We start from the raw sequence: 25,044 nt of genomic DNA, 5'->3' as shown, positions 1-25,044 counted from the left end.
TTACGGGTGTTCTTCGGCTCGTCTGTCTGGTCCGGGCGCTCCGAAGTCAGGTTCGGGGCGCCCGTTCCTGCTTTCCCAGGATGAATGTCCTTAGGGCATCGATCAGGGTTTCGTCGGCAAATTCGCCAATCCGCTGATTGGAGGGGGTGGCGATCCGTTCCAGGGCCTGTTCGATACAGGCGGCAATCTGATTTTCGTCCTGGGCGACATGCACGCCCGACCGGTCGGCCATTTTCTGTACCGTGGCGACCTGATGGTCATTGCGGTGCTCGCGCAGATGGGTGCGCCGCGGCATGATCACGATCTGTTTGCCGGCCTGCAGCGCCGAGATGATCGACCCCATGCCGGCATGGGACACGATCAGTTCGGCCTGGGCAAAGCGTTCGTCGAAATCATGCGGCGACAAACGTTCGACCCATTCAAAATGCCGCGGCTTGTAATTCCCGTGCGACAATGCGCCGATCTGGCCGAAGATCTCGGGTCCGGTGCCGGCTGCGCACCAGGCGTCCACCGCCCTGGTCAGCCGGTCGAACGGCCCCTGCGTTCCGACGGTCAGAAAAATCATATGACCGAGCCCCGATAGTCAGGTCCATCGGGCCGGGCAAGGTGGCTCCACTGCGTCAGCCACAGATCGGCGTGATGACCGACCTGTTCACCGGACAGCGACAATTCCTCGGCATTGGCGATACTGTCCACCCAGATCGTGCGCGTGCCCAGCAGCTTGCCGATCCGAATCGCGAAATAGCCCGGCGCCGCGCCGGTGGTGACGATCACATCGGGGCGTGTTTTGAGCACGATCCGCAGCAGTTGAAACAGTTGACGCACCAGCCGCAGCTTGGTCCAGCGGTTGGCCTCGACCACGGCGAAGAAGCGCCAGCCGTTTTCGGGGCCGCATTTCTCGGCCAGCATCGCGTTCAGGCCCGGATCGGTCGAAACATAGGTGACATCCATGCCCTTCCAGGCGGGACGCAGCCGCAGCAACTGCACCCAGTGCCCCCCCGCCGAAGCGACGGCCATGACTCGGGTCTGTGACATGGTCAGCGCGCCTTTGTCAGAGTTTCGAACAATAGCATCAGCCTCTGGCGGGTTGTACGGCTCACAGCAAGCCAGGTTCTGTTAAGGTCACTTGCGGCATAAACGCAAGGCCCCGATTGGGTTTCTGGTTTCTCTAAAGCGGTACAAAACGCGGCAGGCTGGGCAGCGACTGGCGCATGAACGACTGCAGGCGGGCATCGGCGGCTTCGGGTGTTTCATCTTCGCCGATGGGGGTGATAAAGCGCACCAGGGCGCCGTCGGTACGGCCGATCCGCAAGCTGTCGACGATCACCGAGGCCTTGGCCTTGAAGTCGTTGACAAAGCGTTTGCCGCGCTGTTCGAACCAGTAATAGACCAGCTGTTGCGAAACTCCTTTCTGGATCACCGCGCGATTCAGCGTGAAGGTGCCATAGGCAGTGCCGGTCATGTCCACCTGATAGGGTTCGAGGCTGAAGATTTCCCAGCCGCCCACCGGCAGGCAAACCTCGGGCGAGTGTATGCCGCTGCCTTCGGTCTGGCTTTCGTAGAAGGCGACGAACTGGCTGACATTGCTGCCGTCGTCGAGGTTGACATAGGCGGCGTTGAGATAGTCCGAGGCGGCCAGCACGGATTCCACATCTTCGTCCAACCGATAGGTCGAACCGCGCCAATCCCCCACCGTCAGCGGGTAGATCGCGAAGGGTGTGCGGTCGATCTCGCGCCCCTGGATATTACCCATGGTCATCCAGCCCACCGATGCGGCCAGCGTCAGCAGCCCGCCCACCGCCAGCGCCAGCGAGGGGCGGATGGCCAGGATCCGGGCCGAGATGCGGCCGAAACCTTCGAAATCCAGGTCGATCACCTCGCTCAGCGGCTTGGGGTTCGGCGCCATGTATTGCAGCAGCATCGCCAGCCCGAACAGCAGCGCGACGCAGATGAGGAAGATCACCCAACCCTCGAAGAAATGCAGGAAACCTTCGGCCTGTTCGATGCCGTACCGGTCGACCAGGATGCCGATCACGCCGATGCGGACCGAATTCATGAACACGGTCAGCGGCGCCGCCGACAGCAGCAGCACCGCCTTGTGCCAGAACGGGCCGCGATAGAGGATCGCGAAGAGATAGGAAAAGGACAGGATCGGGAACAGATAGCGCAGGCCGGAACAGGCCTCGGCCACCTGCAGCTTGTAAATGCCCAGGTCGATCACGTTGCCTTCCAGGTAGACTGGCACGCCGGCCAGGCTGACAAACCACACGCCCAGAACCGACGAGACCCATTGCAGGAAGACCGTCAGTTTCCAGTAAACGAACTGGGGCAGCGGCAGCATGAAGACCAGGTGCAGCACCGGCAACTGGTGGGTGCGGCCGCGTTGCCAGCCGAACACCGCCAGCACCAGCCCGCCGATCCAGATGATGATCGCATAGGTCACGATATCGGGAATGCGGGTCAGATTGCCGAAGATGCCGAGCAGCAGGGCCAAGCCCATCACCAGCACGCCGGGCCAGCGGTCGGTGACGCGGAGGTCGGGCAGCGGTCGGTGCCGCAATTCGCGCAGGAACAGGTAGAGCGAGATCAGCGGGATCAGCGGCCCGTGGCTGTATTCCGGCGTGGTCCAGGCGCTGGCCAGCGAAGTAAGGCCGAGCCAGAACACCGGCACCGCCGCGACCACCGCGAAGGTGAAGATGCTCAGCCCGGCCAGATCGGTGGCCGGCAGCGTCGCTTTGGGGCTGTCAAAGGTCTTTTCCATCAGCGTCCGTTTCTGGCTCGGCCTTAAGCCGCGTCAATCCTGCGGTTGCGCGGCACTGGCCTGGGTCAGCTTGTCGATCTCGGCCTGCAGCGCGCCGGCAAATTCGGGGGGTTGCGGCTGGCTGGCAATTGCCTCGGCGGTGCGGTTCAGCTGCGCCAGGGCCGCGTCCCGTTGTCCGGCGGCGGCAAGGGCCGCACCATAGTGATACTGCACCCGCTGGTCCTCGGGCAGGCCCTCGGCCGCGCCTGCCAGATAAGGCAGCGCCTCGGCATAGTTCCCCATGCGGTAGGCAATCCAGCCATAGGTGTCCTGCAGCGCCGGTATCTCGGCATCGCGGAACCGGCGGGCGATGGTATGGGCCCGTTGCAGGCTGGCGGCATCGCTGCGCTGATCGGCCAGCAGGCTGGCCAGGTTGTTGGCCACCACCAGCGAGCTTGGATTGTCTTCGTAGAGCGCGGCATAGATGGCGATCGCATCCTCGAACTGGCCCGATGCCTGCGACTGATCGGCCAGCACCATGCGCAGGGCCGGGTTGTCGGGCAGCGCCTGCAGCGCTTCCTGCAGCACCTCTGCCGCGGCGTCGGGCTCGCCCAGGATCAGCTTCAGCCGGTACAGCGCGATCCACACGCCGGTGCTGTCGGGCTGATCCGAGGCAAGTTTGCGAAAGATGGTTTCGGCCTCGTCAGTACGGTTCAGCATGGCCAGCGCGCCGGCACGCAGGAACTGATAATCGGCATCACCCGGAACTTGCGCCAGCAGACCGTCGACATAGTTCAGCGCCGACTGTGGCCCGCCTTCGAGCAGCCGGGCGCGGAAAATGGCGCTTTCGCCCAGTTTCTTGGTGTCGGGGTTCTCGGCGATGCCTTCCAGCAGCGACAACAGGTCGTCGTTGCGGTTCTGGCCGGACAGCGATTGCGCTCTCAGGCTCATCGCCAGCGTTTTGGCGTTATCGGTATCCAGGGCCATCAGCTCATCGACCACCCGGTTGGCGCGGGTCCAGTTCTCCATCCGGATATACAGGGAGCCCAGCGCACCCAGCAGGTCGGTGTTGCCCGGGGCCAGGCGCAGCGCGTCGTTCACCACGTCTTCGGCCGCGCGCAGCTTGTCATCAGAGGCCAGGGCGCTTGCATAGCGGATCGCCTCGGTGGGGGCATAGCCCGAGGCATCGACCGCCAGCGACAGCATGTCGGTCATCAGCTTGCGGTTGCCTTCGCGCTCATGCGCCTGCGCCATCAAGGTCAGAAGCTCGGCGTCGCGCGGCGACTGGCCGAGCGCGTTGCGCAGCAGCACGATGGCATCGCCGGTGACATCGTCCTGGATCAGCCAGGAGGCCTTCAGCTTGACCGCGCCGGGGTGGGTGGCGTCTTCGTCCAGCACCTGTTCGACCAGGCGCCGCGCCTCGACGAGGTTGCCCTTTTGGAAATGCAGCTGTGCCAGGTCGACCTCGATATCGCGCAGCTCGGCATTGCGTGCGCCATCTTTGACCACCGCTTCGAGATCCGCGATGGCGCCGTCCTGATCACCCTGCTGAAACTTCAACTGGGCCAGCATCGCCTGGAACGGCAGCGGCGACAGGCGATTGTCGGCAATCAGGCGTTCCAGTTCCGCCCGGGCGGCATCATTGCCGCGATATTGCTGCAGGAAGATCACCAGCCGGGCCGATTCCTCGATCTCGTCCGAGTTGTCGGCTTCGCTCCGCAGAAAGGTTTCCGCGGCATCGATATCCTGTTCTTCGACGTAGAACGCCACCAGGCTTTGCTTGATCGCCTCGTTCTCGGGGAAACGCTGGCTGATCTCTTCCAGCATCGCGCGGATCGCCGGGGTGTCGTCCAACTCGTACAGCACGGCCAGTTGGCCCTGGTAGAAAGACAGATCGTCCGGTGACTGGGCGATGGCGGCGTCCAGCTTTTTCAGCGCCTCGTCCCAACGCGCCTGACGGGTCAGATCGTCGATCACCACGCGATAGGAGGCAAGCAGCGACTCGTCTTGCGCCAACAGGCTGGCGGCCTGGTCCACCGCCTGCTTGCGGGTTGCCTCGTCCTCGTCCTGAACGGCGTTGTAATACAGTAGGATGTTGGTCAGCGACTGCGCCTTCAGGTTGTCCGGCGCAATGGATGCCGCGCGTGACGCGTGGCGTTCCAGGTCGTCCCAGTTGCCCTGGTCCAGCGCCATGTCTGACAGGGCGATCCGGCCTTCAAGGTCGTTTGGATATTGTTCAATCAGGCGCAGGAACTGGCCATAGGCGTCACTATAGGCGCCGCGGTCACGCTGTACCCGCGCATAGGTAAAGCGGGCATCGCGATGGCTCCCGTTCAACCGGAAAACATTGCGGAATTCGACCAACGCGCGGTCGACATCGCCCTGTTCGATCAGGGCGAGCCCGTTCTGATAATGCTCTTCGGCGCGCTCTTCCGAGCTTTTGCACCCGGCAAGCACCAGCAGAAACATGCAAAGGGCCAGAAGCAGGCCCGAACGATTCAATATACGGATGGGCGCATCGCCCATCACACCAATTTTAGACACGAAACTTACTCGACTTTTTAGACCGGGACCGGGTTCAGCACCCGGTGCCCCGCAAGACGACAACAACTGTGAGTACCATGATTTTTACATCCAGCCAAAGAGACATCGACTGGTAGTATTCGGTATCATATGTCGCGCGTGCGGCAAAAGTGGTACCATTTCGGTCCGAAACCTGCCACGAGCCGGAAATTCCGGGACGCAGTTTGTAATAGGCGGAGCCGGGGTAAAGATCGGTCTGTTCCACCATCATCGGCCGGGGACCGATCAGGGACATGTCGCCTTTCAGCACATTGAGAAGTTGGGGCAGTTCGTCCAGCGAGGTTGCCCGCAGAATCTGGCCGATCCGCGTGACGCGGGGGTCGTGGCGCAGTTTCTGCGTTTCTTCCCATTCGGCGCGGGCATCGCCGTCGCGTGCCAGGTAGGTTTCCAACATCGCTTTTGCGTTGGGAACCATCGTGCGCAGCTTGAAGATTCGGAACACGCGGCCGTTCCGGCCAACCCGCTCCTGTAGGTAGAAGGGGTTGTGCCCGTCCAAAGCCACCAAGGCTGCCATCGCAAGGACGAGTGGTACCACAAAAGGCGCAGCCATACCCACCAGGAGTATATCCAGCATCCGTTTCCCGAATGCGCGATACAGATTGGGTTGTCCGCTCCCCGACTTGTTGTACGAACCGACGACTTGTGTGGCGTCCCGATGGTCCAAATCATTCACTTGTAACGTCATTTTTCTCACTAACTACCGTGGGATGAAGCACCAAAACACTGTGCCCAAAAGTACTCTCAATGATTGGACGATGTAGCCTTATTCCGGCCACTTTACGCTGATCGACGCCTTGAACCGTGGATCAAAAACCGATTCTTGGCAACCGATTCGGGTTAATTTTGGGCTATTTGGGAGATGGTTACGCCTTGAAATGCCTATTGTTGACGGGGCGTGAACCAATGCAACCTATGGGTGTATTTTGCCCTGCTTCGGCCGGGATCGGCAAATTGCAGACGTTAAATTTCAATCAATTTTCGATTGGCCCAATAATTCTTGGCCCGATCAAGGTTTTTGCGCTGGTCCGAGGTGCTTAAACTGATCAACCAAAAGTTGCGGATCTGCAAAAGTCACAATCGGAGGCTCGAGAGTTGCTTGGAATCGCCACAAATATACAGGATTGTAACTTTGCGGGTTCACTCGCCCTCTTTGATGGTCGTTGCCAGTGGTTCAGTTTGCGGTTGAAGAGTACGAAAAAGACGACAGCGGGTTCGTTTGGGCGCCGCCTTGCCCCGATTCCCGGGCCGGCAGCGGCTCTCAGGACAGAAACAGGTCTGGCGACGCGTCCGGCCCTCGGAAGAAGATGACAGTGAACGAGTTTTACCTAGGATATTTCGGGCTCGAGCAGCGGCCCTTCACACTTTTGCCGGATCCAGAGTTCCTGTACTGGTCCGAACAGCACCGCAAGGGCTATGCCGTTCTGGAATACGGCATCATGTCCCGTGCACCGATCACCGTCCTGACCGGCGAGATCGGCGCCGGCAAAACCACGCTGCTGCAAAAGCTGCTGGCGCAGGTCGAACCGGGCGTGACCATCGGCCTGGTGTCCAACGCCCAGGGCAATCGGGGCGAGATCCTGCAATGGGTGCTGAACGCGCTGAACGTCGAATACGACCAGCAGGCCAGCTATGTGGAGAATTTCCAGACCCTGCAGGATTTCCTGGTCGATGAATATGCCCAGGGCCGCCGGGTGATCCTGGTGTTCGACGAGGCGCAGAACGTCTCGGTCGAGGGGCTGGAGGAACTGCGCCTGCTGACCAACATCAACTCCAACAAGGACGAGTTGATCCAGCTGGTGCTGGTGGGCCAGCCGGAACTGCGCGATCTGATCCGCAACCCAAGAATGAATCAGCTGGCCCAGCGCGTCGCGGCCAGCTTTCACCTCAACCGCATGGATCGAGAGGGGACAGGGGCGTATATCCATCATAGAATGAAGACCGCCGGCGGCTCCGGGCAGGAGTTCTCGGCCGAGGCGATTGACCTAGTTTACGAGGCCACGGGCGGCGTTCCGCGGTTGATTAATCAGTTATGTGATTTCGGGCTGCTCTACAGCTGGACCGACGATGTTCGTGAGGTTCAGAAAGAGAGCATTCAGGCCGTTCTGGATGACGGAACGTTCTTCTGGACCGAAGATCGTCGCGAGGAGACACGTACCAATGTCTGAACTCCAGTACTATTTTTCCCTGTTTATCCGCAGGCTGCCGATCGTCGTGCTTGTCTCGGCGCTGGTTTCCGCGGTTTCGGTGATCGTTGCCATCAAGCTGCCGCCAGAGTTTGAATCGCATGCGCGGCTGATGGTGGAATCCTCGCAGATCCCCGACTCGCTTGCCCCCAGCACCGTGCAGATCTCCAGTGTCGAGCGCCTGCAGGTGATCCAGAACCGGCTGCTGACCCGGCCCGTGCTCTTGGATATTGCCGAACGGTTCAACGCGCTGCCCAACCAGTCGCAGATGTCGCCCGACGAGATCGTGAACGCGATGCGGTCGCGCACCGGGATGCGCACCAGCGGCGGCCGCAACCAGGCCACGATCATGCAGATCACCTTTGAGGCGCGGACCGCCGAAATCGCGGCGGGCGTGCTGAACGAATATGTCAGCCTGATCCAGCAGGAAGACGTGACCATCCGTACCGGCAGCGCCACCGATACGCTGGATTTCTTCGACATCGAGGTGCGTCGTCTGAGCGAGGAGCTGAGCGCGCAGAGCGAGAAGATCCTCGAATTCAAGAAGGCGCATATCAACGCACTGCCCGACAGCCTGGATTTCCGCCAGCGCCAGCGCTCGGCGCTGCAGGACCGGCTGGAACAGGCCGAGCGTGACATCTACGACCTGCGCACCCAGCGTCAGCAGTTGATCGAGATCGCCAGCGCCGGCGGCGATGCCGCGGCCGCCGGCCTGCCGAAAAGCCGCACGCAGATCCAGTTGGACGAAACCCGGACCGAGCTGCAGGATGCGCTGCTGGTCTATTCCGCAACCAACCCCAAGGTGCGTCTGCTGCAGGCGCGGGTCGGTCTGCTGGAAGAAGCGGTGGAGCAAGAGCGCGCAAGCCAGGAGGCCGAGGGCACCGAGGAAACCGGCAATTCGGCGCTGGACCTGCGGCTGGCCGAGATCGACGCGCGGGTTGAAACCCTGCAGGGCCAGATCGAGGGGCTGAATTCGCGGATCGAGGCGGTGGGCAGGACCATCGACGAAACCCCGGAGAACGCCATCGTCCTGGAAGATCTGCAGCGTGGCTATAACAACCTGCAGCAGCAGTATAACACCGCGGTTGCCCGTCAGGCCGAAGCCTCGACCGGCGAGAAGATCGAGGTGCTGTCCAAGGGCGAACGCGTCACCATCATCGACCAGCCCACGGTGCCCAGCCGCCCGACCAAGCCCAATCGCATGATGATTGCCGGCGGCGGCACCTTCCTGGGCCTGATGCTGGGCGTGGCGGTGGTGTTCCTGCTGGAACTGCTGAACCGTGCTCCGCGCCGGCCCGAAGACATCATCAAGAAACTGGGCGTCTGGCCGATGGCGACGATCCCTTATACCCGCACCCGGCATGACATGATCGTGCAGCGCAGCCGCAAGATCGCGCTGATCATCGCGATCCTGATCGTGGTGCCGGTCGGGGTATGGGCGATCCACGAATACTATCTGCCGCTGGATATCCTGGCCCAGAAAATCATGAACAGAATCGGAGTCCGGTGGTGACGCGCGTCGCGATCCTGCTGGCCGGAACGGAGTGGTAACGATGGACAGATTGCAACAGGCCATCAGCAAGGCGCGCACCCAGCGCGAAGATGTCGAAACGGGCGCTTATCGCGATCCCGGTGCCGCCCGCACGGCACCGCGAACAGGGCGTGACCGCGCCCGGCGTGGCGCGGCAAGCGCCACCGAGGTCGCTGCCAACTGGAGCGAGTTCGCCCAGCTGGAGCTGTCCGATCGCACGGTGGAGCGCAATCGCCTGATTGCCTATGCCACCGGCGAAAGCGCGATCCCCTTCGACATGCTGCGCACCAAGATCATTCAGCAGACGCGCAAGAACAATTGGAAGCGTATCGCGCTGGTCTCGCCCGAAAGCGGTTCGGGCAAGACGACGGTCACCGCCAACCTGGGCTTCAGCTTTGGCCGGATGCGCGACCGCCGCACGATGATCTTCGATTTCGACCTGCGCCGCATGGGGCTGGCGCGGCTGTTGGAACACAAGACCGCGCACAGCATGGCCGACGTGCTGGAACGCCGGGTGCCCTTTGCCGAACATGGCATCTGCCATGAGGGCAACGTGGTGTTCGGCCTCAACCGCGAGCGCGTGCAGAACCCGTCGGAACTGCTGCAAAGCCCGGTCACCATGGAGGTGCTGGACGAGCTGGAAGCGATGTACCAGCCCGACCTGATGCTGTTCGACACGCCGCCGCTGATGGTCAGCGACGACAGCCAGGGGTTTCTGCAATCGGTCGATTGCGCGCTGCTGATCGCCGCGGCGGAACATACGCCGATGGATCGCATCGACGTTGCTGAACGGCAGCTGTCGGAGCTGACCAACGTGCTGGGCATCGTTCTGAACCAGTGCCGCTATACCGGCGGCGCGCATGGCTATGAGAACGAGTATTACTAAGCCGCGCGCCGGGCTCTGACGCCCGGTGCCATCACCCTCCGCGCGGGCCGGGTCCGGCCCGCCGGTCCAGAACCGCCATTGCCGCCAGCCCGGCGAGGAAGCCGCCCAGATGCGCCTCCCAGGCCAGCGCGCCGCCCTCGGTCACCCAGATCACCAGGTTCAGCAGGCTCAGCAGGGCGATATCCCGCAGGATCATCCAAGCGCGGGCGGGTCCGCTGGCAACCCTTTGCCAGTCGATCCATTTCCAGGCGCCGGCAATTCCGAACAGGGCCCCCGAGGCGCCCACCATCGGGTTCACCGCCTGGCCCAGCAGGGCAAAGCCCAGCCCGCCGCCGATGGCGGAGATCAGGTAGACCGCGGTGAAAGACCAGGCGGTCAGCCGGCGCGCGACCAGCTGCATCAGCACCACCAACGCCACCATGTTCCCGACCAGGTGCCCGAACCCGGCATGCAGGAAGGAATAGGTCAGAAACATCAGCCAGGGCTGCGCCGCGTAATTCGGCCGCCAATTATCCAACAGCCCGGCCCAGAAGGCGCCGTTTTGATAGGCCAGCGACCGCACCCCGCGCAACGGCAGCCAGCCGAGATCGCCGGCGATCAGCAGCAATTCGATCAGCGCCGGCAAGCCCAGGAAAACAACCAGCAGCGGCAGCGGAAGCCACAAACGGGGCCGGTGGGGCATGGGAAGATCCTGCGCTGTCATGTCCTGAGCGATGCCGGTTTTAGCCCTTCGGAACAAGCCCGGAAAGGCGCGGGGTCCATTCCCTGCCGGTCACACCATCCGGATCACGTCCTTGTCGATGGCCAGCATATAGCCCCGCCGCGCGATATTCTTGACCAGCAGCTCGCTGACCATCTGGTTGCCCAGCGTGTCGCGCAGCCGCTTGATCCGGGTGGCGCCGGCCGCCTCTTCGCAATCCGCAGCGCTGCGGCCCGAGATCACCGCCTCGATCTCGGCGCCTGACAGCACCTCGTCGTCCATCCGCGCCTCGGCCAGTGCGGCGAGAGTCTCCATCGCCGCCGCCGTCAGCTTGAAATCGAGGTTGTTCAGCCAGACGGTGTTTTCCTCGCGGCTGATCAGCAGCGAATTCACCTGTATCCCCTGGCGTTCGATCTGGGCCATGCGCCGGTTCAGCGCGGTCAGCATCACCAGAAACACCAGCGCCGCCACCAGCACCGCCGCGGCAAAGACCAGCAGCACGAAAATCACCATGCGATAGCTGGCCAGCGTGTCGGAAAAGGCGGTGCCGGACTGCGCCAGAATCTCCAGCAGCTTGATTTCGGCCTGCGCGGTCAGGTCGTCGTTTTCGATGAACAGTTGTTCAACACGTTCATTGAAGGCATTGGCATCGGGCAATGTCAGCAACAGCATCGCACCTGCCGCCGCCAGGATCAGCACGATGGCGGCGATGCCCACCAAGGCGATCCGGTTGCCCGGGCGCGCTGCCTCAGAACCGGAGAAAGTAGGCTCCTGCATTGGCCCTCCTTTGCTGCAGCCCCTCCGGGCCGAAGACCGACAGCACGTTCAAAAGCGTCCAGCCATTGGCCGCCAGCCGCTCTGCAACCTCGGCATTGGCCGCGCCGCGCCGGCACGGGCCCTGCAGGGCGATAACTCCGTAATGCAGGCGCAGCGGCGCGTCCTGCTTGGCCTTGTAATCGGCGTAACACTCCGCCGCAACGGCGGGCGGTGCCGCCGCGAGGCCGGTGATCAGGGCAAGGATCAGCAAAAGATGTCTCATGCGCTCACATTGCGCGGGCAGGGGTGGAAATTCAATAACCACAGGGTTTTGCGCGGCTGTTATCGGATAACAGCGGGGCGATATTGCCTGTCTTGCGGGGGCGGGTCGAAAGTTGGGACATCGCCCGGCTGCACTGGCCGGTGACCCGACTCAGACCCGACCGAAAGGAACAGGACCATGCACCGCAAGTTCATCGCACTTATCATCACCGTCGCCGTCGCGGTCACCGGCCTGACCGCGCCCGCCCGCGCCGATACCGACGATATCGCCAAAGTGCTGGCGGGCATCGCCGCGCTGGCCATCATCGGCAAGGCGATCAGCGACCATAATGATGACGACCGCACCGTCACCCGTCATGTCTATCAGACCCCGCCGCGCTATCAGCCGGTGCCGCCGCGCTATGTCACCCCGCGCCCGGTGCCGCCGGCGGTCTCGCGGTACAACCTGCCGCGGCACTGCCTGCGCAGCTATTCCGTCAACCGGGGCACCATCCGGCTGGTCGAAGCGGGCTGCCTCAATCGCAATTACCGCCATGCGCGGTCCTTGCCCTATGCCTGCCAGTATCAGTTCAGCGATCGGCGTGGCAGACACACCGGGTATGAACCGGTCTGCCTGCGCGAGCGTGGGTATCGTATCGCCGGTTAACGGGGCAAAGATCGAGCAGGGGGAGGGCCGGAAACGGCCCTCCCCGTTTTTTTGCGCGGGTTAGGCCCTTGCGCCGGTTTCCCGCATCGGCCAGCAAGGGGCATGGTCGGACCCGATGACAGTTTGGAACGCTCTGCCCGCACCCGCGGCTTCCTGCGGATTGCTGGCGTGGACGAGGTCGGGCGCGGCCCGCTGGCCGGGCCGGTCACCGCCGCCGCGGTGGTGCTGGACCTGGAGGCGGTGCCCGCGGGGCTGAACGATTCCAAGCGGCTGTCGCCAAAGGTGCGCGACCGTCTGACCGAAGTGATCCATGCCCAGGCCCAGGTGGCCATCGCCCATGCCAGCGTGGCCGAGATCGACGAGTTGAACATCCTGCGGGCCAGCCACCTGGCGATGTGCCGCGCCGTCGCCGCGCTGGATCCGGCGCCCGATTTCCTGCTGATCGACGGCAACCTGCTGCCCCGCGATCTGGCCCTTCCCGCCGAGGCGGTGGTCAAGGGCGATGCCCGGTCGGTTTCGATTGCGGCGGCGTCGATCGTGGCAAAAACCGCACGCGATGCGATCATGGTGGACTTGGCGCAACAGCACCCCGGATATGGCTGGGAGACCAATGCCGGATACCCGTCAAAAAGCCACAGATTGGCGCTTCAAAATCTCGGTGTGACCCCACATCATAGACGTTCTTTTAAGCCGGTCCACCATATATTGTATCAAGCGAAAACGATAAGCGATTGATTCAAAAAAGAAATTGACGCCGAATCCGCGATGACTCATCCTGACCTCAACCAAGAGAGCGCAAGCAAATTGTGCCCTGGGACAGAGGCAGACGATGACGAAGACCAAGACAACCCCCAGCGCCCAGGCGCTTCCTTTGAACACGATCCTGGACGGCGACTGCATCGAGGTGATGAATGGTTTGCCGGCCAATTCGGTCGACCTGATCTTTGCCGATCCGCCCTATAACCTGCAGCTGCGCGGTGATCTGCACCGGCCGGACAATTCGCAGGTCGACGCGGTTGATGACCACTGGGACCAGTTCGCCTCGTTCGAAGCCTATGACCGGTTCACCCAGGACTGGCTGAAGGCGGCGCGGCGGCTGCTCAAGCCCAACGGCGCGATCTGGGTGATCGGCTCTTATCACAATATTTTCCGGGTGGGCGCGGCGCTGCAAAACGCCGGCTACTGGATCCTGAACGATGTGATCTGGCGCAAGTCCAACCCGATGCCGAATTTCCGCGGCAAACGCTTTACCAACGCGCATGAAACCATGATCTGGGCCTCGAAAGAGGAAGGCGCCAAATACACCTTCAATTACGAGGCGCTTAAGGCGCTGAACGAAGGGGTGCAAATGCGCAGCGACTGGGTGATCCCGCTGTGCACCGGGCATGAGCGTCTGAAGGACGAAAAGGGCGACAAGGCGCATCCGACGCAAAAGCCCGAGGCGCTGCTGCACCGGGTGCTGGTGGGGTCCACCAATCCGGGCGACGTGGTGCTTGACCCGTTTTTCGGCACCGGCACCACCGGCGCCGTGGCCAAGATGCTGGGCCGCGACTGGATCGGGATCGAGCGCGAAGAAGCCTATCGCAAGGCGGCCACCGCGCGGCTGGCCAAGGTGCGCAAGTTCGACCGTGAGGCGCTGCAGGTCAGCGCCAGCAAACGTGCCGAACCGCGTGTGCCCTTCGGTCAGCTGGTCGAGCGCGGCATGCTGCGCCCGGGCGAGGCGCTGTATTCGCCGCGTGGCAAGATCGCCAAGGTGCGCGCCGATGGCACGCTGATCGGCGAGGATGTAAAGGGCTCGATCCACCAGGTGGGCGCCCACCTGGAAGGCGCCCCCAGCTGCAATGGCTGGACCTACTGGTGCTTCAAGCGTGACGGCAAGACCGTGCCGATCGACGTCCTGCGCCAGCAGATCCGGGCCGAGATGCAGGCCTGACAGCAGACAGAATTCCAAGTTACCGCCGGTGCCTGTGGCCTGACACATGGCACGCAACTGGCCCCGCCCGTCCCGGCGGGGCCCTTTTCTTGCGGCAGCGGCCCCTTGCGGCGCTGCCGGCGCGGGGTGGCTATTGCATCACCGCCGGTTCCGGCAACATCCGCGCCACCAAGTCGGGGCCGAATTCGGATTTGTTGACCACATGGGCCACGCCGGCCTGTTTCGCCTTTTGCCACATGAAGGGCGATGGCCAGTCCGACACGATGATCACCGGAATTTCCGCCCAATCCGCATGTTCCGCCAGTTCCAGCGCGAAATTGGCGCCCTTGCCATCGGGCAGGGTATTGTCCAGCAGGATCAGCGCAACCTCGCCCAGGGCCAGCACCTGGCGGGCATCGTCCAGCGTGGCGGCGAACAGGATGTCGACCGGGCGGTCCAGCTTGCTGACCGCGCGGGCCATCATCCGCTGGTCAAAGCTGCTGTCATCGACGATCAGGCATCTCTGGGCGTGTTGCGTCATCCCGGCCCCCTTGCCTACGGACTCTTCGCCCGCAGCATGACAGCGAGGGATTAAGGAAACGTTCCCGCGCTATCGCGGCATCGGCGTGGACGCCTTGGTATAAGGTTTCCAATCGGTGATTTCGGGATAATACATCGCCCGCCACTTGCGCACCCGCGGGTTCATCATCCGCCGCCAGACCGGCGGGATCAGCGCCAATGTGGTCATCACCGCATAGCCATAGGGCAATTGCGGCGCCTCGTCCTGGGTATAGTTCTGCAGCAGGGGAAACCTGCGGCTGGGCTTGTAGTGATGATCGGAATGGCGCTGCAGGTTGATCAGGAACCAGTTCGTCGCCTTGTGCGCCGCGTTCCAGGAATGCCGGGGCAGAACCCGTTCGTATTTGCCATCGCCCAGATGTTTGCGCGTCAGCCCGTAATGCTCGACATAGTTGACCAGCTCAAGGTGCCAGATGGCCACCAGCGCCTGGAACAGGAACAGTGCCAGCCCGGCCAGCCCACCGAGCCCCAGCGCCAGCAGCAGCGTCGCCGCCTGCAAGGCCCAATAGCGGAAGAACGGGTTCGACAGGTCGGTCCAGGGCAGCCCCTTGCGCGCCAACATCGCCTTTTCCGCCTGGAAGGCCGAGATCAGGCTTTCTTTCAGCACGCGTGGAAAAAAGCGGTGAAAATTCTCGTTGTACCGCGCGGTGACCGCATCGCGCGGGGTGCCGACATAGCGGTGATGCACCAGCAGATGTTCCGAGCGGAAATGCGAATACAGCACCATCGCCAGCAGGATATCGGCCAGCCCCCGTTCAAAGCGGGATTTCTGATGCATCAGCTCGTGGCTGTAATTGATGCCGATGCCGCCGGTCATCACGCCGACGCCGAAGAACAGCGCGATCTGTTCGAGCGCCGACAGGTGGTCGGTGCGGGCGACATACCAGATCACCCCGAACAGCGTGGCGAACTGGATCGGCGTCCAGGCCCAGGTGATCAGCTTGTACCAGAACAGATCGTCCTCGCTGGTCTCCGGATCGGCGTTCTGGGTGTTCAGCCCCAGCACCTTGTCCAGCGCCGAATAGGTGTTCCAGGTCAGGACCGGGATCAGCAGGATGATCCAGCCACCCTGAACGGCACAGTACCAGACAAGCGGCACCAGCAGGAAGGATGTCGCGAAGGGCAGGGCAGTCTGCCAGCGGGCAAGGGTGTCGGGCGCGGTCATGGCGGGCTCCGTATCGGTCTGAACGGAAATCTACATATAAATTAGGCGTAAACTATGTCTTTTCCCATCGTGCGCTCAGGCCCCGCGCAGCAGGTCGAACGCCTTGCGCATCACCGTGGGCAGGTCCGAGGGGCGGAACGCGCTTTGCGGCACGAAATGGCCGCTGTGCGGCGCCTGTCCCAGCGGAACCACGGCATGGCGCACGCTCAGGATCAGGTGGAAATGGGTGAAGGTGTGGCGCACTTCGGCGGGCAGCATGGCCCAGTCCGCTGCAATCGGCGGCGCCTCGACAGGCGCCTCGCCCCAGTCGCTGCCGGGCCAGCCCAGCATGCCGCCCAGCAATCCGCGATCCGGCCGCCGCTCCAGCAGCCAGGCGCCGTCTTCGCGCTGCGCCAGATAGACAATGCCGCGCCGCGTCGGCTTGGGCTTTTTCGGGGTCTTCTTCGGCAATTCCGCCGCGGTACCTGCCGCGCGGGCGGCGCAGGGCGGGCGCAGCGGGCAGATGCCGCAAGCGGGTGATTTCGGGGTGCAGATCGTCGCGCCCAGATCCATCACCGCCTGAGCGTAATCGCCGGGCCGCTCCTGCGGCGTCAGCATCGCGGCATACGCGGCCAGCTCGGGCTTGGCGGCGGGCAGCGGCGTGTGAATGTCGAACAGCCGCGCCATCACCCGTTCGACATTGCCGTCCATCACCGGTTCCGGCCGGTCGAAGGCAATGGCCGAGATCGCGGCGGCGGTATAGGGGCCGATGCCGGGCAGCGCGAGCAGGTCTTCGCGGTTGTCGGGGAACACGCCGCCATGGTCGCGGGCCACCACACGGGCACATTTCAGCAGGTTGCGCGCCCGGGCGTAATAGCCCAGACCGGCCCATTCGCCCATCACCGCGCCATCCTCGGCCGTGGCCAGATCCTCCACGGTGGGCCAGCGCGTGGTAAAGCGGTGGAAATAGTCGCGCACGGCGGCAACGGTGGTCTGCTGCAACATCACCTCGGACAGCCAGACGCGATAGGGGTCAGGCCGCAGGCCGCGCTGCCGGTCGGACGGACCGACGCGCCAGGGCATCACCCGTGCATGGCGGTCGTACCAGTCCAGCAGGTCGCGGGCGAGTGTTTCCATGTCTGTCCCGTCACGCAATCTTTATGACCTCCGGCTTGCGGTTTCGCTGGTAACGCGGCATCTGCCCCGTAAGATAACGCCAACCAGCGGAGACTCCATGCCCATGGCGCGGTATCACTCGACAACGCGCGGCTTCAAGCGCACTGCCAGCGTTCTGGGCGACCAGATCCGGCGCGCGGGGGAAAGCCGGGGTTTCGCGGTGTCGCGGGTGCTGACCCATTGGGCCGAGATTGCCGGCAAAGACATCGCCAGCATCGCCCGCCCGGTCGAGGTCAGCTATGGCCGGGGGTCCTTTGGTGCGACGTTGACGGTGCTGACCACCGGGGCACAGGCGCCGATGCTGGAAATGCAGAAGGAAACACTGCGCGAGCGGGTCAATGCCGTCTACGGCTATAACGCCATTTCCCGCGTGCGCATCACCCAGACCGCGCCCACCGGCTTTGCCGAGGGCCAGGCGCAATTTGCACCCGCCGCGCCCCAACCCACGCCGGTGCCCGAACCGGATGACATCGCCAGCGTCGAAACCGCGGTCAGGCCGGTTGCGGATGAGGGGCTGAGGGCCGCTCTTGAACGTCTGGGCCGGAACGTACTAATCAAATCCAAAAGCTGAGATAAAGAGATGACCATGCCCCGCCTCCTCGTACTGGCCGGAGCCGTGATCGCGCTTGCGGTCGCCGGCTATTTTGTCCTGAAACCCGAAACGCCGGGCACCACCGAAGTCGCCGCCGCACCGGCGCCCGAAAGCTCTGACCAGACCGAGAGCGCGGAAGAGATCGACACCTCGTCGATTGTCGAAATGACGATGGGCGACCCCGATGCGCCGGTCACCCTGATCGAATACGCTTCGTATACCTGCCCGCATTGCGCCGCCTTCCACCAGGGCCCGCTGAAAGAGATCAAGAAGAACTATGTCGATACCGGCAAGGTGCACCTGATCTATCGCGAGGTCTATTTCGACCGCTACGGCCTGTGGGCCTCGATGATCGCGCGCTGCGCCGGGCCGGACAAGTTCTTCGGCATCTCCGACCTGATCTACCGTGGCCAGGACCAGTGGACGCGCGCCGGCGGCGCGCCCGAAGTGGTGGCCGAGCTGAAAAAGATCGGCCGCCTGGCCGGGCTGGAGGAAGACACGCTGGAAGCCTGCCTGCAGGACAGCGCCCGGGCCGAAACCCTGGTCGCCTGGTACCAGAAAAACGCCCAGGCTGACGAGGTCACCGCGACGCCCAGCTTTGTGCTGAACGGCCGCAAGGTCCCGAACCAGACCTATGCCGAATTCGCCGCGGCGATCGACGCCGAGTTGGGCGAGTGATGGCGGCACCGCTGGCCGGCCTGAAGGTCGTAGAACTTGCCCGCATTCTGGCCGGCCCCTGGGCTGGCCAGACGCTGTCAGATCTGGGCGCCGAGGTGATCAAGGTCGAATCCCCCAAGGGCGACGATACCCGCGCCTGGGGTCCGCCCTTCGTCACCCGGGACGAGGATGTGACGGCGGCCTATTTCCACTCGACCAATCGCGGCAAGGCCTCGGTCACCGCCGATTTCACCACCCCCGAGGGGCAGGCGCAGGTGCGCGACCTGATCAGGGACGCCGATATCCTGATCGAGAATTTCAAGCTGGGCGGGCTGGCCAAATACGGGCTGGACTATGACAGCCTGAAAGCGATCAACCCGCGGCTGATCTATTGCTCGATCACCGGGTTCGGCCAGACCGGCCCCTATGCGCATCGCGCCGGGTATGATTTCATCATCCAGGGCATGTCCGGGCTGATGTCGATCACCGGCGAACCCGAGGGCCAGCCGCAAAAGGCCGGCGTGGCGATCACCGATATCTTCACCGGCATTTATTCGGTTACCGCGATCCTGGCCGCGCTGCATCAGCGCGAAAGCACCGGGCGCGGTCAGCATATCGACATGGCGCTGCTGGACGTGGCGGTGGCGGTCACCGCCAACCAGGCGCTGAACTATCTCACCACCGGCACTGCACCGGGGCGGATGGGCAATGCGCATATGAACCTCACCCCCTACGAGGTCTTCGACTGCGCCGACGGGTTCATCATCATCGCCACCGGCAATGACGGGCAGTATCAGCGCCTGTGCCGGCTGCTGGGGCTGGACGATATGGCCGAGGCGCCGGAATTCCTGCGCAACAAGGACCGCATCGCCAACCGCCGGGTGATGATCGCCCGGCTGAACGGCGCCACTGCCGGGTGGAACAAGGACGACCTGCTGAAGGCCTGCGAAGGCCAGGGCGTGCCTGCCGGGCCGATCAACGACCTGGCCGAGGTGATGGCCGATCCGCAGGTTGTCGCGCGCGGCATGCAGATCGAGCTGGACGGGGTGCCGGGTATCCGTTCGCCCTTCCGGTTTTCCGATGCCGAGCTGGCGCTGCACCGCCCGGCGCCCAAGCTGGGTGAGGATGACGCGCCATAGCGCCGCGCCTTGCGTCTGGCCGCAAAGAAAAACGCCCGGGTCATCACCCGGGCGTTTTCGCATTCTAATCACCGTTTCAGGCGCGGTTCAGCCTTTTTTCAGCACCCGCGTGCCCAGCACCTCGGCGATCTGCACCGCGTTCAGGGCGGCGCCCTTGCGCAGGTTGTCGCTGACGCACCACAGGTTCAGGCCGTTCTCGATGGTGGGATCCTGGCGGATGCGGCTGATGAAGGTGGCGAAATCGCCGACGCATTCCACCGGGCTGACATAGCCGCCGTCCTCGCGCTTGTCGATCACCATGATACCGGGCGCCTCGCGCAGGATGTCGCGGGCCTCGTCCTCGTCCAGGAAATCCTCGAACTCCAGGTTGATCGACTCGGAATGGCCGACAAAGACCGGCACCCGCACGCAGGTTGCGGTGACCTTGATCGACGGATCGACGATCTTCTTGGTTTCGGCGACCATCTTCCATTCTTCCTTGGTCGAGCCGTCTTCCATGAAGACATCGATATGGGGAATGACGTTAAAGGCGATCTGCTTGGTGAATTTCACCGGCGGCTTTTCGTCGACCGGGTTATACACCGCCTTGGTCTGGTCCCACAGTTCGTCGATGCCGGCCTTGCCGGCGCCCGAGACCGACTGATAGGTCGACACCACCACCCGCTTGATCCGCGCGCGGTCGTGCAGCGGCTTCAGCGCCACCACCATCTGCGCGGTGGAACAGTTCGGGTTGGCGATGATGTTCTTCTTGGAATAGCCCTCGATCGCATCGGCGTTCACCTCGGGCACGATCAGCGGCACATCGGGGTCGTAGCGATAGAGCGAGCTGTTGTCGATCACCACGCAGCCGGCCTTGGCGGCGATGGGGGCGTATTTCTTGGTCGCGTCCGAGCCGATGGCAAACAGCGCCATGTCCCAGCCGGTGAAGTCGAAGCTGTCCAGATCCTGGGTCTTGAGTGTCTTGTCGCCGAACGACACCTCGGTTCCCAGCGATTTTCGCGACGCCAGCGCGGCGATCTCGTCGACCGGGAACTGGCGCTCGGCCAGGATGTTCAGCATTTCGCGGCCCACATTGCCCGTGGCGCCGGCAACGACAACTTTGTAACCCATATTGTTTCTCCAATTCTGCCGGGGTTCTGCCCGGCAGCGGTCACATAGCGTCATGTGCGGTTGGATGAAAGGGGCAGTTCACCGCGGTGACCGGGTTAGAGAGCTGGTGTGTTGGACCGGGGGCGTTTGACCGGCTTGTTCCGGCGGCCCCGTTCCGCCCCCTGGGCATTGGTCAGGTGTCTGCACTGGGCGATCTTTGCCCAGCCTAGTGAAAGTCGCGGCTGGGAAACAGCCGTTTGGCCTGTTCGCGCGGGTGCATAGCGCGGGCGGGCTGGCGGCGCGGGCGGGGGGCGTCGTCGGCCTGGGGCCGGGTGATGCCCACCGCCTCGTCCAGCGGGTGGCCCAGATCGGTCAGGCGGTGCGACATATCCTCGATCTGCTGCGCGATCAGGTGCACCACGATGCCCTCGCGCTGCAGGTGGCCGGTGACGCAGAGCAGCCGCCCGCCCATGACGGCGCGGCGATAGCGTTCATAGACCTTGGGCCAGACCACCACGTTGGACACCCCGGTTTCATCCTCCAGCGTCAGGAAGATCACCCCCGAGGCAGTGCCGGGGCGCTGCCGGGTGATCACCAGGCCGCAGACGCGGGTGCGGTTCAGGGGCACCTCGGCCAGCTTGTCATGCGGGGTCAGGCCGGGGATCGACGGGCGCAGCAGTTCCATCGGGTGGGCGCGCAGGGTCAGCCGCATCGAGACGTAATCCTCGACCACCTCTTCGCCCAGATGCATGGCGGGCAGGGTGATTTCCGGCTCGCGAATGCTTTCGCCGTCGATCGGGTCGTTGAACAAGGGCAATGGCGCCTGCCCGCGGATCGCCTTGACCTGCCACAGCGCGTCGCGCCGGGTCAGGCCCATATCGGCAAAGGCATCGGCCTCGGCCAGCCGCTCCAGCACCGGGGGCGAGATGCCGGCGCGCAGCCACAGCGACTCGGGGTCGCGATAGCCGTTGCCGCGGGCCTTGCCGATCCATTCGGCATCCTCCTGCTTGAACCCCTTGATCTGCCGAAAGCCCAGCCGCAGCGCCAGCGCCCCGTCGGCGCGGCGTTCCAGCGTGTTGTCCCAATCGCTGTTGTTCACGCAGATCGGCCGCACCTCGACCCCGTGTTCGCGCACATCGCGCACGATCTGGGCCGGGGCGTAAAACCCCATCGGTTGCGAGTTGAGCAGCGCACAGGCAAAGATCGCCGGGTGGTGGCATTTCAGCCAGGCCGAGACATAGGCCAGCATGGCGAAGGCGGCGGCATGGCTTTCGGGAAAGCCGTAATCGGCAAAGCCCTCGATCTGGCCGAAGCAGCGGTCGGCCACTTCGGGACCATAGCCGTTGGCCCGCATTCCGGCGACGAACTTGTCGCGGAAGCTGCCGATGGTGCCCATGCGCCGGAACGAGGCCAGCGAGCGGCGCAGATGGTCGGCCTCTTCCGCGCTGAAGCCGGCGCCGACCACGGCGATCTGCATCGCCTGTTCCTGGAACAGCGGCACGCCCAGGGTGCGCTTTGTCACCGCCTCCAGTTCCGGGCCGAAAGGTTCCGGCTGTTCCAGCCCCTGCCGGCGGCGGATATAGGGCTGGACCATGCCGCCCTGGATCGGGCCGGGGCGGACGATGGCGACCTCGATCACCAGGTCGTAGAAGGTGGCCGGCTTCATCCGCGGCAGGAAATTCATCTGTGCCCGGCTTTCCACCTGGAACACGCCCACCGCATCGGCCCTTTGCAGCATGTCATAGGTGGTCTTGTCTTCTTGCGGGACGGTGTCGATGGTCAGCGTCCGGCGCTCGTGATCGCGCATCAGGTCAAAGGCCTTGCGGATGCAGCTGAGCATGCCCAGGCCCAGCACATCGACCTTGAGAATGCCCAGCGTGTCGATATCGTCCTTGTCCCATTCGATCACCGTGCGGTCCTCCATCGCCGCGTTCTCGATCGGGCACATCTCGTCCAGCCGCCCCTTGGTGATGACAAAGCCGCCGACATGCTGAGACAGGTGGCGGGGAAAGCCGATGATTTCGCCGATCAGGCGCAGGGTCTGGGCCAGCCGCCGGTCGCTGGGGTCGAGGCCCAGTTCGCGGATGCGCTCGGGATCGGCGCCGCCATTGGACATGCCCCAGATCTGGCCCGACAGCCCGGCGGTCACGTCCTGCGACAGGCCCATCACCTTGCCCACCTCGCGGATCGCGGCGCGCGAGCGGAAATGGATCACCGTGGCGCACAGCCCGGCGCGGTCGCGGCCGTATTTTTGGTAGATCCACTGGATCACCTCCTCGCGCCGTTCATGTTCGAAATCGACGTCGATATCGGGCGGCTCGCCGCGGTATTTCGAGATGAAACGCTCGAACACCATGGCGATCTGGTCGGGCGCGACATCGGTGATGCCCAGCAGGTAGCACAGGATGGAATTGGCCGCCGATCCGCGCCCCTGGCACAGGATCCCGATCGAGCGGGCATATTCGACGATGTCGTAGACGGTGAGGAAATAGGCAGGAAAGCCCAGGTCGGCGACAAGCGCCAGTTCCTTCTTCAGCAGGGCGTGTACCCGGTCGGGCGCGCCCTGGGGATAGCGCCGTTCCAGCCCCTGGCGCGCCAGCCGCTCCAGCCGGGCCTGCGGGGTTTCGTCCTGCGCGATCTCGTCGGGGTATTCATAGCTCAGCTCGCTGAGGCAGAAGGAACAGCGCGCGGCGATCTCCAGCGTGCGGCGCAGGGCCGCCGGGTGATCGCGGAACAGCCGCGCCATGTCGGCCTGCCCCTTCAGCCGCCGTTCCGCATTGGGCAGGGCGCGGGTGCCGATCTGGTCGATGGTGATATGGTCGCGCATGCAGGTCAGCACATCGGCCAGCTGGCGGCGCGCGGCGCGGTGCATCAGCACGTCGCCCACCGCCACCATCGGCGCCGAACTGCGATGCGCCAGCCGGGCGCAGGCGGCCAGCCAGGCCTGGTCGGACCCGTCATAACGCGGCGCGGCGCCCAGGAAGACATGGCCGGGAAACCGGCGCTGGACCTGCTGGATATGGCCGGCGGCCTCGCCCAGCCGCCCCTGCGGCAGCGCGATCAGGATCATGCCGGTGCAGGCGCCGATCATGTCCTTCAGGTCGAGATGGCAGTCGCCCTTTTCCGCCCGCCGCTTGCCCAGCGTCAGCAGCCGGGTCAGCCGCTGATACGCCGCCCGGTCGCGGGGCAGGGCGAGCCAGTGCACCGGGCTGTCGCGCAGCACCAGCCGGCAGCCGACGATCAGCCTGGGCAGCTGCGGCGCAACGGGGCGGGCGATGTCCTGCGGCGCGCCGATTTCAAGCCGCGAACAATTGTCGACACGGTGCTGCGACCGGATCTGCACCGCCGCATCCGCCTCGCGCGACAGCTCCTTCAGCGCCCGATAGGCGCGCACCACCCCGGCCAGCGAATTGCGGTCGGTGATGGCGATGGCGGCCAGCCCCAGCTCGGCGGCGCGCACCACCAGTTCCTCGGGATGCGAGGCACCGGTGAGGAAGGTGAAATTGGTGGTCACGCACAGCTCGGCATAGGCCGGGCCGCCGGTTTCTGCGCTGGGAGAGGTTGCGGGGGCATTCATGCGAATTCCCCCTGCACGAACCAGCCCGGGGCCTGCGGCGTATAATAGAGCCACAACCGCCGCCCCTGCCGGGTTTCGATCTGCCAGTAATCGCGCACCCCCGAACGCCAGTTGTCATCCTCCAGCCACCATTCGGGGGCGATGCGTTCCGGCCCGGTGGCGCGGGCGGTGCTGAACGACATGCGCCGCCAGCGGAACCGGCCGGGCGGGCGGGCGCCAGAGCCGGCGATAGGTTCGGGCGGGAACAGGCGCAGGGGGCGCGGGCGCAGGGCCACCCAGGGGCCTTCCGGGTCGGAATAGGCCGCCGGAACAACCAGAAAGCTGCGTTCGGGAATATGGCTGTCGGCGGGCAGGAAGCGGCGAATATTCTCCAGCCCGATGCGGGTGCCGATGCGCGTGATCAGATCGTCCAGCTGTCCCTTCTGCCCCGAACTCACATGGCTGAGCTGGCGCACCGGCAGCGGTTCGACCTGGGTGGCCTCCAGGCGCATCTGGTCGATGCCGAACCCGGCTTCGATCTCTTTCACCCCGCGGTCGAACAGCGGCAGGATGCGGTGCGGGTCGCGCAGCGGCCGGGCCAGGCGCAGTTCCACCGTCTGGCTGTCCTGATCGACCCGGCGCAGGGTCAGGCACAGCTTTCGCGCGCCGGTTTCCTGCGCCTTGAGCCGGGCGCAGAGCTGGTCCAGCAGGCGGGAGGTGCCGGCCATGACGTCATCATAAAGGCCGATCGGGTCCGGCAGGGTCAGGCGCACGCCGTAATGCGGCGGTTCGGCCAGCGGCGAGATCTCTTCGCCCAGATGGCCCAGCGCCTGGTCCAGCCGCAGCATCAGCGCCGGGCCGAACCGGCGCGCCAGCGGCGCGCGGGCGGCGCC

General features: G+C 64.1%; 23 protein-coding genes. 9 read left to right on the top strand and 14 right to left on the bottom strand.

The genetic code is table 11. The features are described 5' to 3' along the window. Nucleotides 1-46: 46 nt before the first annotated feature. The 5 genes from CVM52_RS07045 to CVM52_RS07025 form a co-directional block, all read right to left on the bottom strand. Nucleotides 47-565 carry a glycosyltransferase gene (locus tag CVM52_RS07045; protein WP_100161803.1) on the bottom strand — a complete coding sequence of 173 codons (519 nt, stop codon included), beginning with the start codon at nucleotides 563-565 and terminating at the stop codon, nucleotides 47-49. Next, nucleotides 562-1,035 carry a glycosyltransferase family protein gene (locus CVM52_RS07040; protein WP_100161802.1) on the bottom strand — a complete coding sequence of 158 codons (474 nt, stop codon included), beginning with the start codon at nucleotides 1,033-1,035 and terminating at the stop codon, nucleotides 562-564. The genes CVM52_RS07045 and CVM52_RS07040 overlap by 4 nt, the downstream gene beginning before the upstream one ends. A 133-nt stretch (nucleotides 1,036-1,168) precedes the next feature. Continuing rightward, a complete protein-coding gene (gene xrtD / locus CVM52_RS07035) occupies nucleotides 1,169-2,761 on the bottom strand; it encodes a VPLPA-CTERM-specific exosortase XrtD (RefSeq protein ID WP_100161801.1) in 1,593 nt (530 codons plus the stop codon). A gap of 33 nt (nucleotides 2,762-2,794) precedes the next feature. Then, nucleotides 2,795-5,209, bottom strand: coding sequence for a tetratricopeptide repeat protein (locus CVM52_RS07030; protein ID WP_172720939.1), 2,415 nt, complete (start codon nucleotides 5,207-5,209; stop codon nucleotides 2,795-2,797). Nucleotides 5,210-5,318: 109 nt separating this feature from the next. Continuing rightward, on the bottom strand, nucleotides 5,319-6,008 hold the full coding sequence (locus CVM52_RS07025) for a sugar transferase (RefSeq protein WP_100161799.1): 690 nt from the start codon (nucleotides 6,006-6,008) through the stop codon (nucleotides 5,319-5,321). A 619-nt stretch (nucleotides 6,009-6,627) separates the two neighbouring features. On the opposite strand from CVM52_RS07025, the gene CVM52_RS07020 reads away from it, so the two are divergent. Genes CVM52_RS07020 through CVM52_RS07010 form a run of 3 tightly spaced genes read left to right on the top strand, consistent with a single transcriptional unit; the run spans nucleotide 6,628 to nucleotide 9,923 of the window. Next, nucleotides 6,628-7,488, top strand: coding sequence for an ExeA family protein (locus tag CVM52_RS07020; protein WP_100161798.1), 861 nt, complete (start codon nucleotides 6,628-6,630; stop codon nucleotides 7,486-7,488). Then, nucleotides 7,481-9,019, top strand: coding sequence for a GumC family protein (locus CVM52_RS07015; RefSeq protein ID WP_172720938.1), 1,539 nt, complete (start codon nucleotides 7,481-7,483; stop codon nucleotides 9,017-9,019). Before CVM52_RS07020 ends, CVM52_RS07015 begins: the two co-directional genes overlap by 8 nt. 40 nt (nucleotides 9,020-9,059) lie before the next feature. Further along, complete coding sequence (locus CVM52_RS07010; protein WP_100161796.1) at nucleotides 9,060-9,923, top strand: CpsD/CapB family tyrosine-protein kinase; 864 nt, start codon at nucleotides 9,060-9,062, stop codon at nucleotides 9,921-9,923. Nucleotides 9,924-9,954: 31 nt separating this feature from the next. Here CVM52_RS07010 and CVM52_RS07005 read toward each other — a convergent pair whose 3' ends face one another. From CVM52_RS07005 to CVM52_RS06995, 3 genes are all read right to left on the bottom strand, one after another. Next, entirely contained in the window at nucleotides 9,955-10,605 is a 651-nt protein-coding gene (locus CVM52_RS07005) for a rhomboid family intramembrane serine protease (RefSeq protein WP_172720937.1), read from the bottom strand. Nucleotides 10,606-10,695: 90 nt separating this feature from the next. Beyond that, nucleotides 10,696-11,400, bottom strand: a complete 705-nt coding sequence (locus CVM52_RS07000; RefSeq protein WP_100161794.1) for a winged helix-turn-helix domain-containing protein — start codon at nucleotides 11,398-11,400, stop codon at nucleotides 10,696-10,698. Further along, nucleotides 11,372-11,662, bottom strand: a complete 291-nt coding sequence (locus tag CVM52_RS06995) for a hypothetical protein (RefSeq protein ID WP_100161793.1) — start codon at nucleotides 11,660-11,662, stop codon at nucleotides 11,372-11,374. The genes CVM52_RS07000 and CVM52_RS06995 overlap by 29 nt, the downstream gene beginning before the upstream one ends. 177 nt (nucleotides 11,663-11,839) lie before the next feature. Here CVM52_RS06995 and CVM52_RS06990 point away from each other — a divergent pair, with 177 nt between their 5' ends. From CVM52_RS06990 to CVM52_RS06980, 3 genes are all read left to right on the top strand, one after another. Further along, a complete protein-coding gene (locus CVM52_RS06990) occupies nucleotides 11,840-12,307 on the top strand; it encodes a hypothetical protein (protein ID WP_100161792.1) in 468 nt (155 codons plus the stop codon). Between the two features lie 102 nt (nucleotides 12,308-12,409). Beyond that, a complete protein-coding gene (rnhB, locus tag CVM52_RS06985; RefSeq protein ID WP_100161791.1) occupies nucleotides 12,410-13,042 on the top strand; it encodes a ribonuclease HII in 633 nt (210 codons plus the stop codon). Between the two features lie 94 nt (nucleotides 13,043-13,136). Continuing rightward, complete coding sequence (locus tag CVM52_RS06980) at nucleotides 13,137-14,240, top strand: site-specific DNA-methyltransferase (RefSeq protein ID WP_100161790.1); 1,104 nt, start codon at nucleotides 13,137-13,139, stop codon at nucleotides 14,238-14,240. Nucleotides 14,241-14,370: 130 nt separating this feature from the next. On the opposite strand, the gene CVM52_RS06975 is transcribed toward CVM52_RS06980, so the two are convergent. The 3 genes from CVM52_RS06975 to mutY all read right to left on the bottom strand — a co-directional run bounded on the left by CVM52_RS06975 (nucleotide 14,371) and on the right by mutY (nucleotide 17,079). Next, nucleotides 14,371-14,760 carry a response regulator gene (locus tag CVM52_RS06975; protein ID WP_100161789.1) on the bottom strand — a complete coding sequence of 130 codons (390 nt, stop codon included), beginning with the start codon at nucleotides 14,758-14,760 and terminating at the stop codon, nucleotides 14,371-14,373. Between the two features lie 69 nt (nucleotides 14,761-14,829). Then, the gene (locus CVM52_RS06970; protein WP_100161788.1) at nucleotides 14,830-15,963 is read right to left on the bottom strand and encodes an alkane 1-monooxygenase; all 1,134 of its coding nucleotides are present in this window, start codon (nucleotides 15,961-15,963) and stop codon (nucleotides 14,830-14,832) included. A 75-nt stretch (nucleotides 15,964-16,038) separates the two neighbouring features. Beyond that, nucleotides 16,039-17,079, bottom strand: a complete 1,041-nt coding sequence (gene mutY / locus CVM52_RS06965; protein ID WP_100161787.1) for an A/G-specific adenine glycosylase — start codon at nucleotides 17,077-17,079, stop codon at nucleotides 16,039-16,041. A gap of 103 nt (nucleotides 17,080-17,182) precedes the next feature. Here mutY and CVM52_RS06960 point away from each other — a divergent pair, with 103 nt between their 5' ends. The 3 genes from CVM52_RS06960 to CVM52_RS06950 are packed head-to-tail and all read left to right on the top strand — an operon-like array spanning nucleotide 17,183 to nucleotide 19,506. Continuing rightward, the gene (locus CVM52_RS06960) at nucleotides 17,183-17,689 is read left to right on the top strand and encodes a DUF721 domain-containing protein (protein WP_100161786.1); all 507 of its coding nucleotides are present in this window, start codon (nucleotides 17,183-17,185) and stop codon (nucleotides 17,687-17,689) included. Nucleotides 17,690-17,704: 15 nt separating this feature from the next. Further along, complete coding sequence (locus CVM52_RS06955; RefSeq protein WP_100161824.1) at nucleotides 17,705-18,388, top strand: DsbA family protein; 684 nt, start codon at nucleotides 17,705-17,707, stop codon at nucleotides 18,386-18,388. Next, entirely contained in the window at nucleotides 18,388-19,506 is a 1,119-nt protein-coding gene (locus tag CVM52_RS06950; protein ID WP_100161785.1) for a CaiB/BaiF CoA transferase family protein, read from the top strand. The genes CVM52_RS06955 and CVM52_RS06950 overlap by 1 nt, the downstream gene beginning before the upstream one ends. A gap of 87 nt (nucleotides 19,507-19,593) precedes the next feature. Here CVM52_RS06950 and CVM52_RS06945 read toward each other — a convergent pair whose 3' ends face one another. The 3 genes from CVM52_RS06945 to CVM52_RS06935 form a co-directional block, all read right to left on the bottom strand. Beyond that, nucleotides 19,594-20,616: an aspartate-semialdehyde dehydrogenase gene (locus tag CVM52_RS06945; RefSeq protein WP_100161784.1), complete on the bottom strand. Its 1,023-nt coding sequence runs from the start codon at nucleotides 20,614-20,616 to the stop codon at nucleotides 19,594-19,596. 205 nt (nucleotides 20,617-20,821) lie between these two features. Then, the gene (locus CVM52_RS06940; RefSeq protein ID WP_100161783.1) at nucleotides 20,822-24,172 is read right to left on the bottom strand and encodes an error-prone DNA polymerase; all 3,351 of its coding nucleotides are present in this window, start codon (nucleotides 24,170-24,172) and stop codon (nucleotides 20,822-20,824) included. Continuing rightward, nucleotides 24,169-25,044: DinB/UmuC family translesion DNA polymerase (locus CVM52_RS06935; RefSeq protein ID WP_442439569.1), on the bottom strand; the 876-nt coding region annotated here is incomplete at its 5' end. The genes CVM52_RS06935 and CVM52_RS06940, both read right to left, overlap by 4 nt.

Source organism: Pseudooceanicola lipolyticus (assembly GCF_002786325.1).
In the GTDB taxonomy this organism is placed as follows: domain Bacteria; phylum Pseudomonadota; class Alphaproteobacteria; order Rhodobacterales; family Rhodobacteraceae; genus Pseudooceanicola_C; species Pseudooceanicola_C lipolyticus.
Note: the sequence above shows the minus strand (reverse complement) of the source record. Positions and strands in the feature narration are given on the sequence as shown.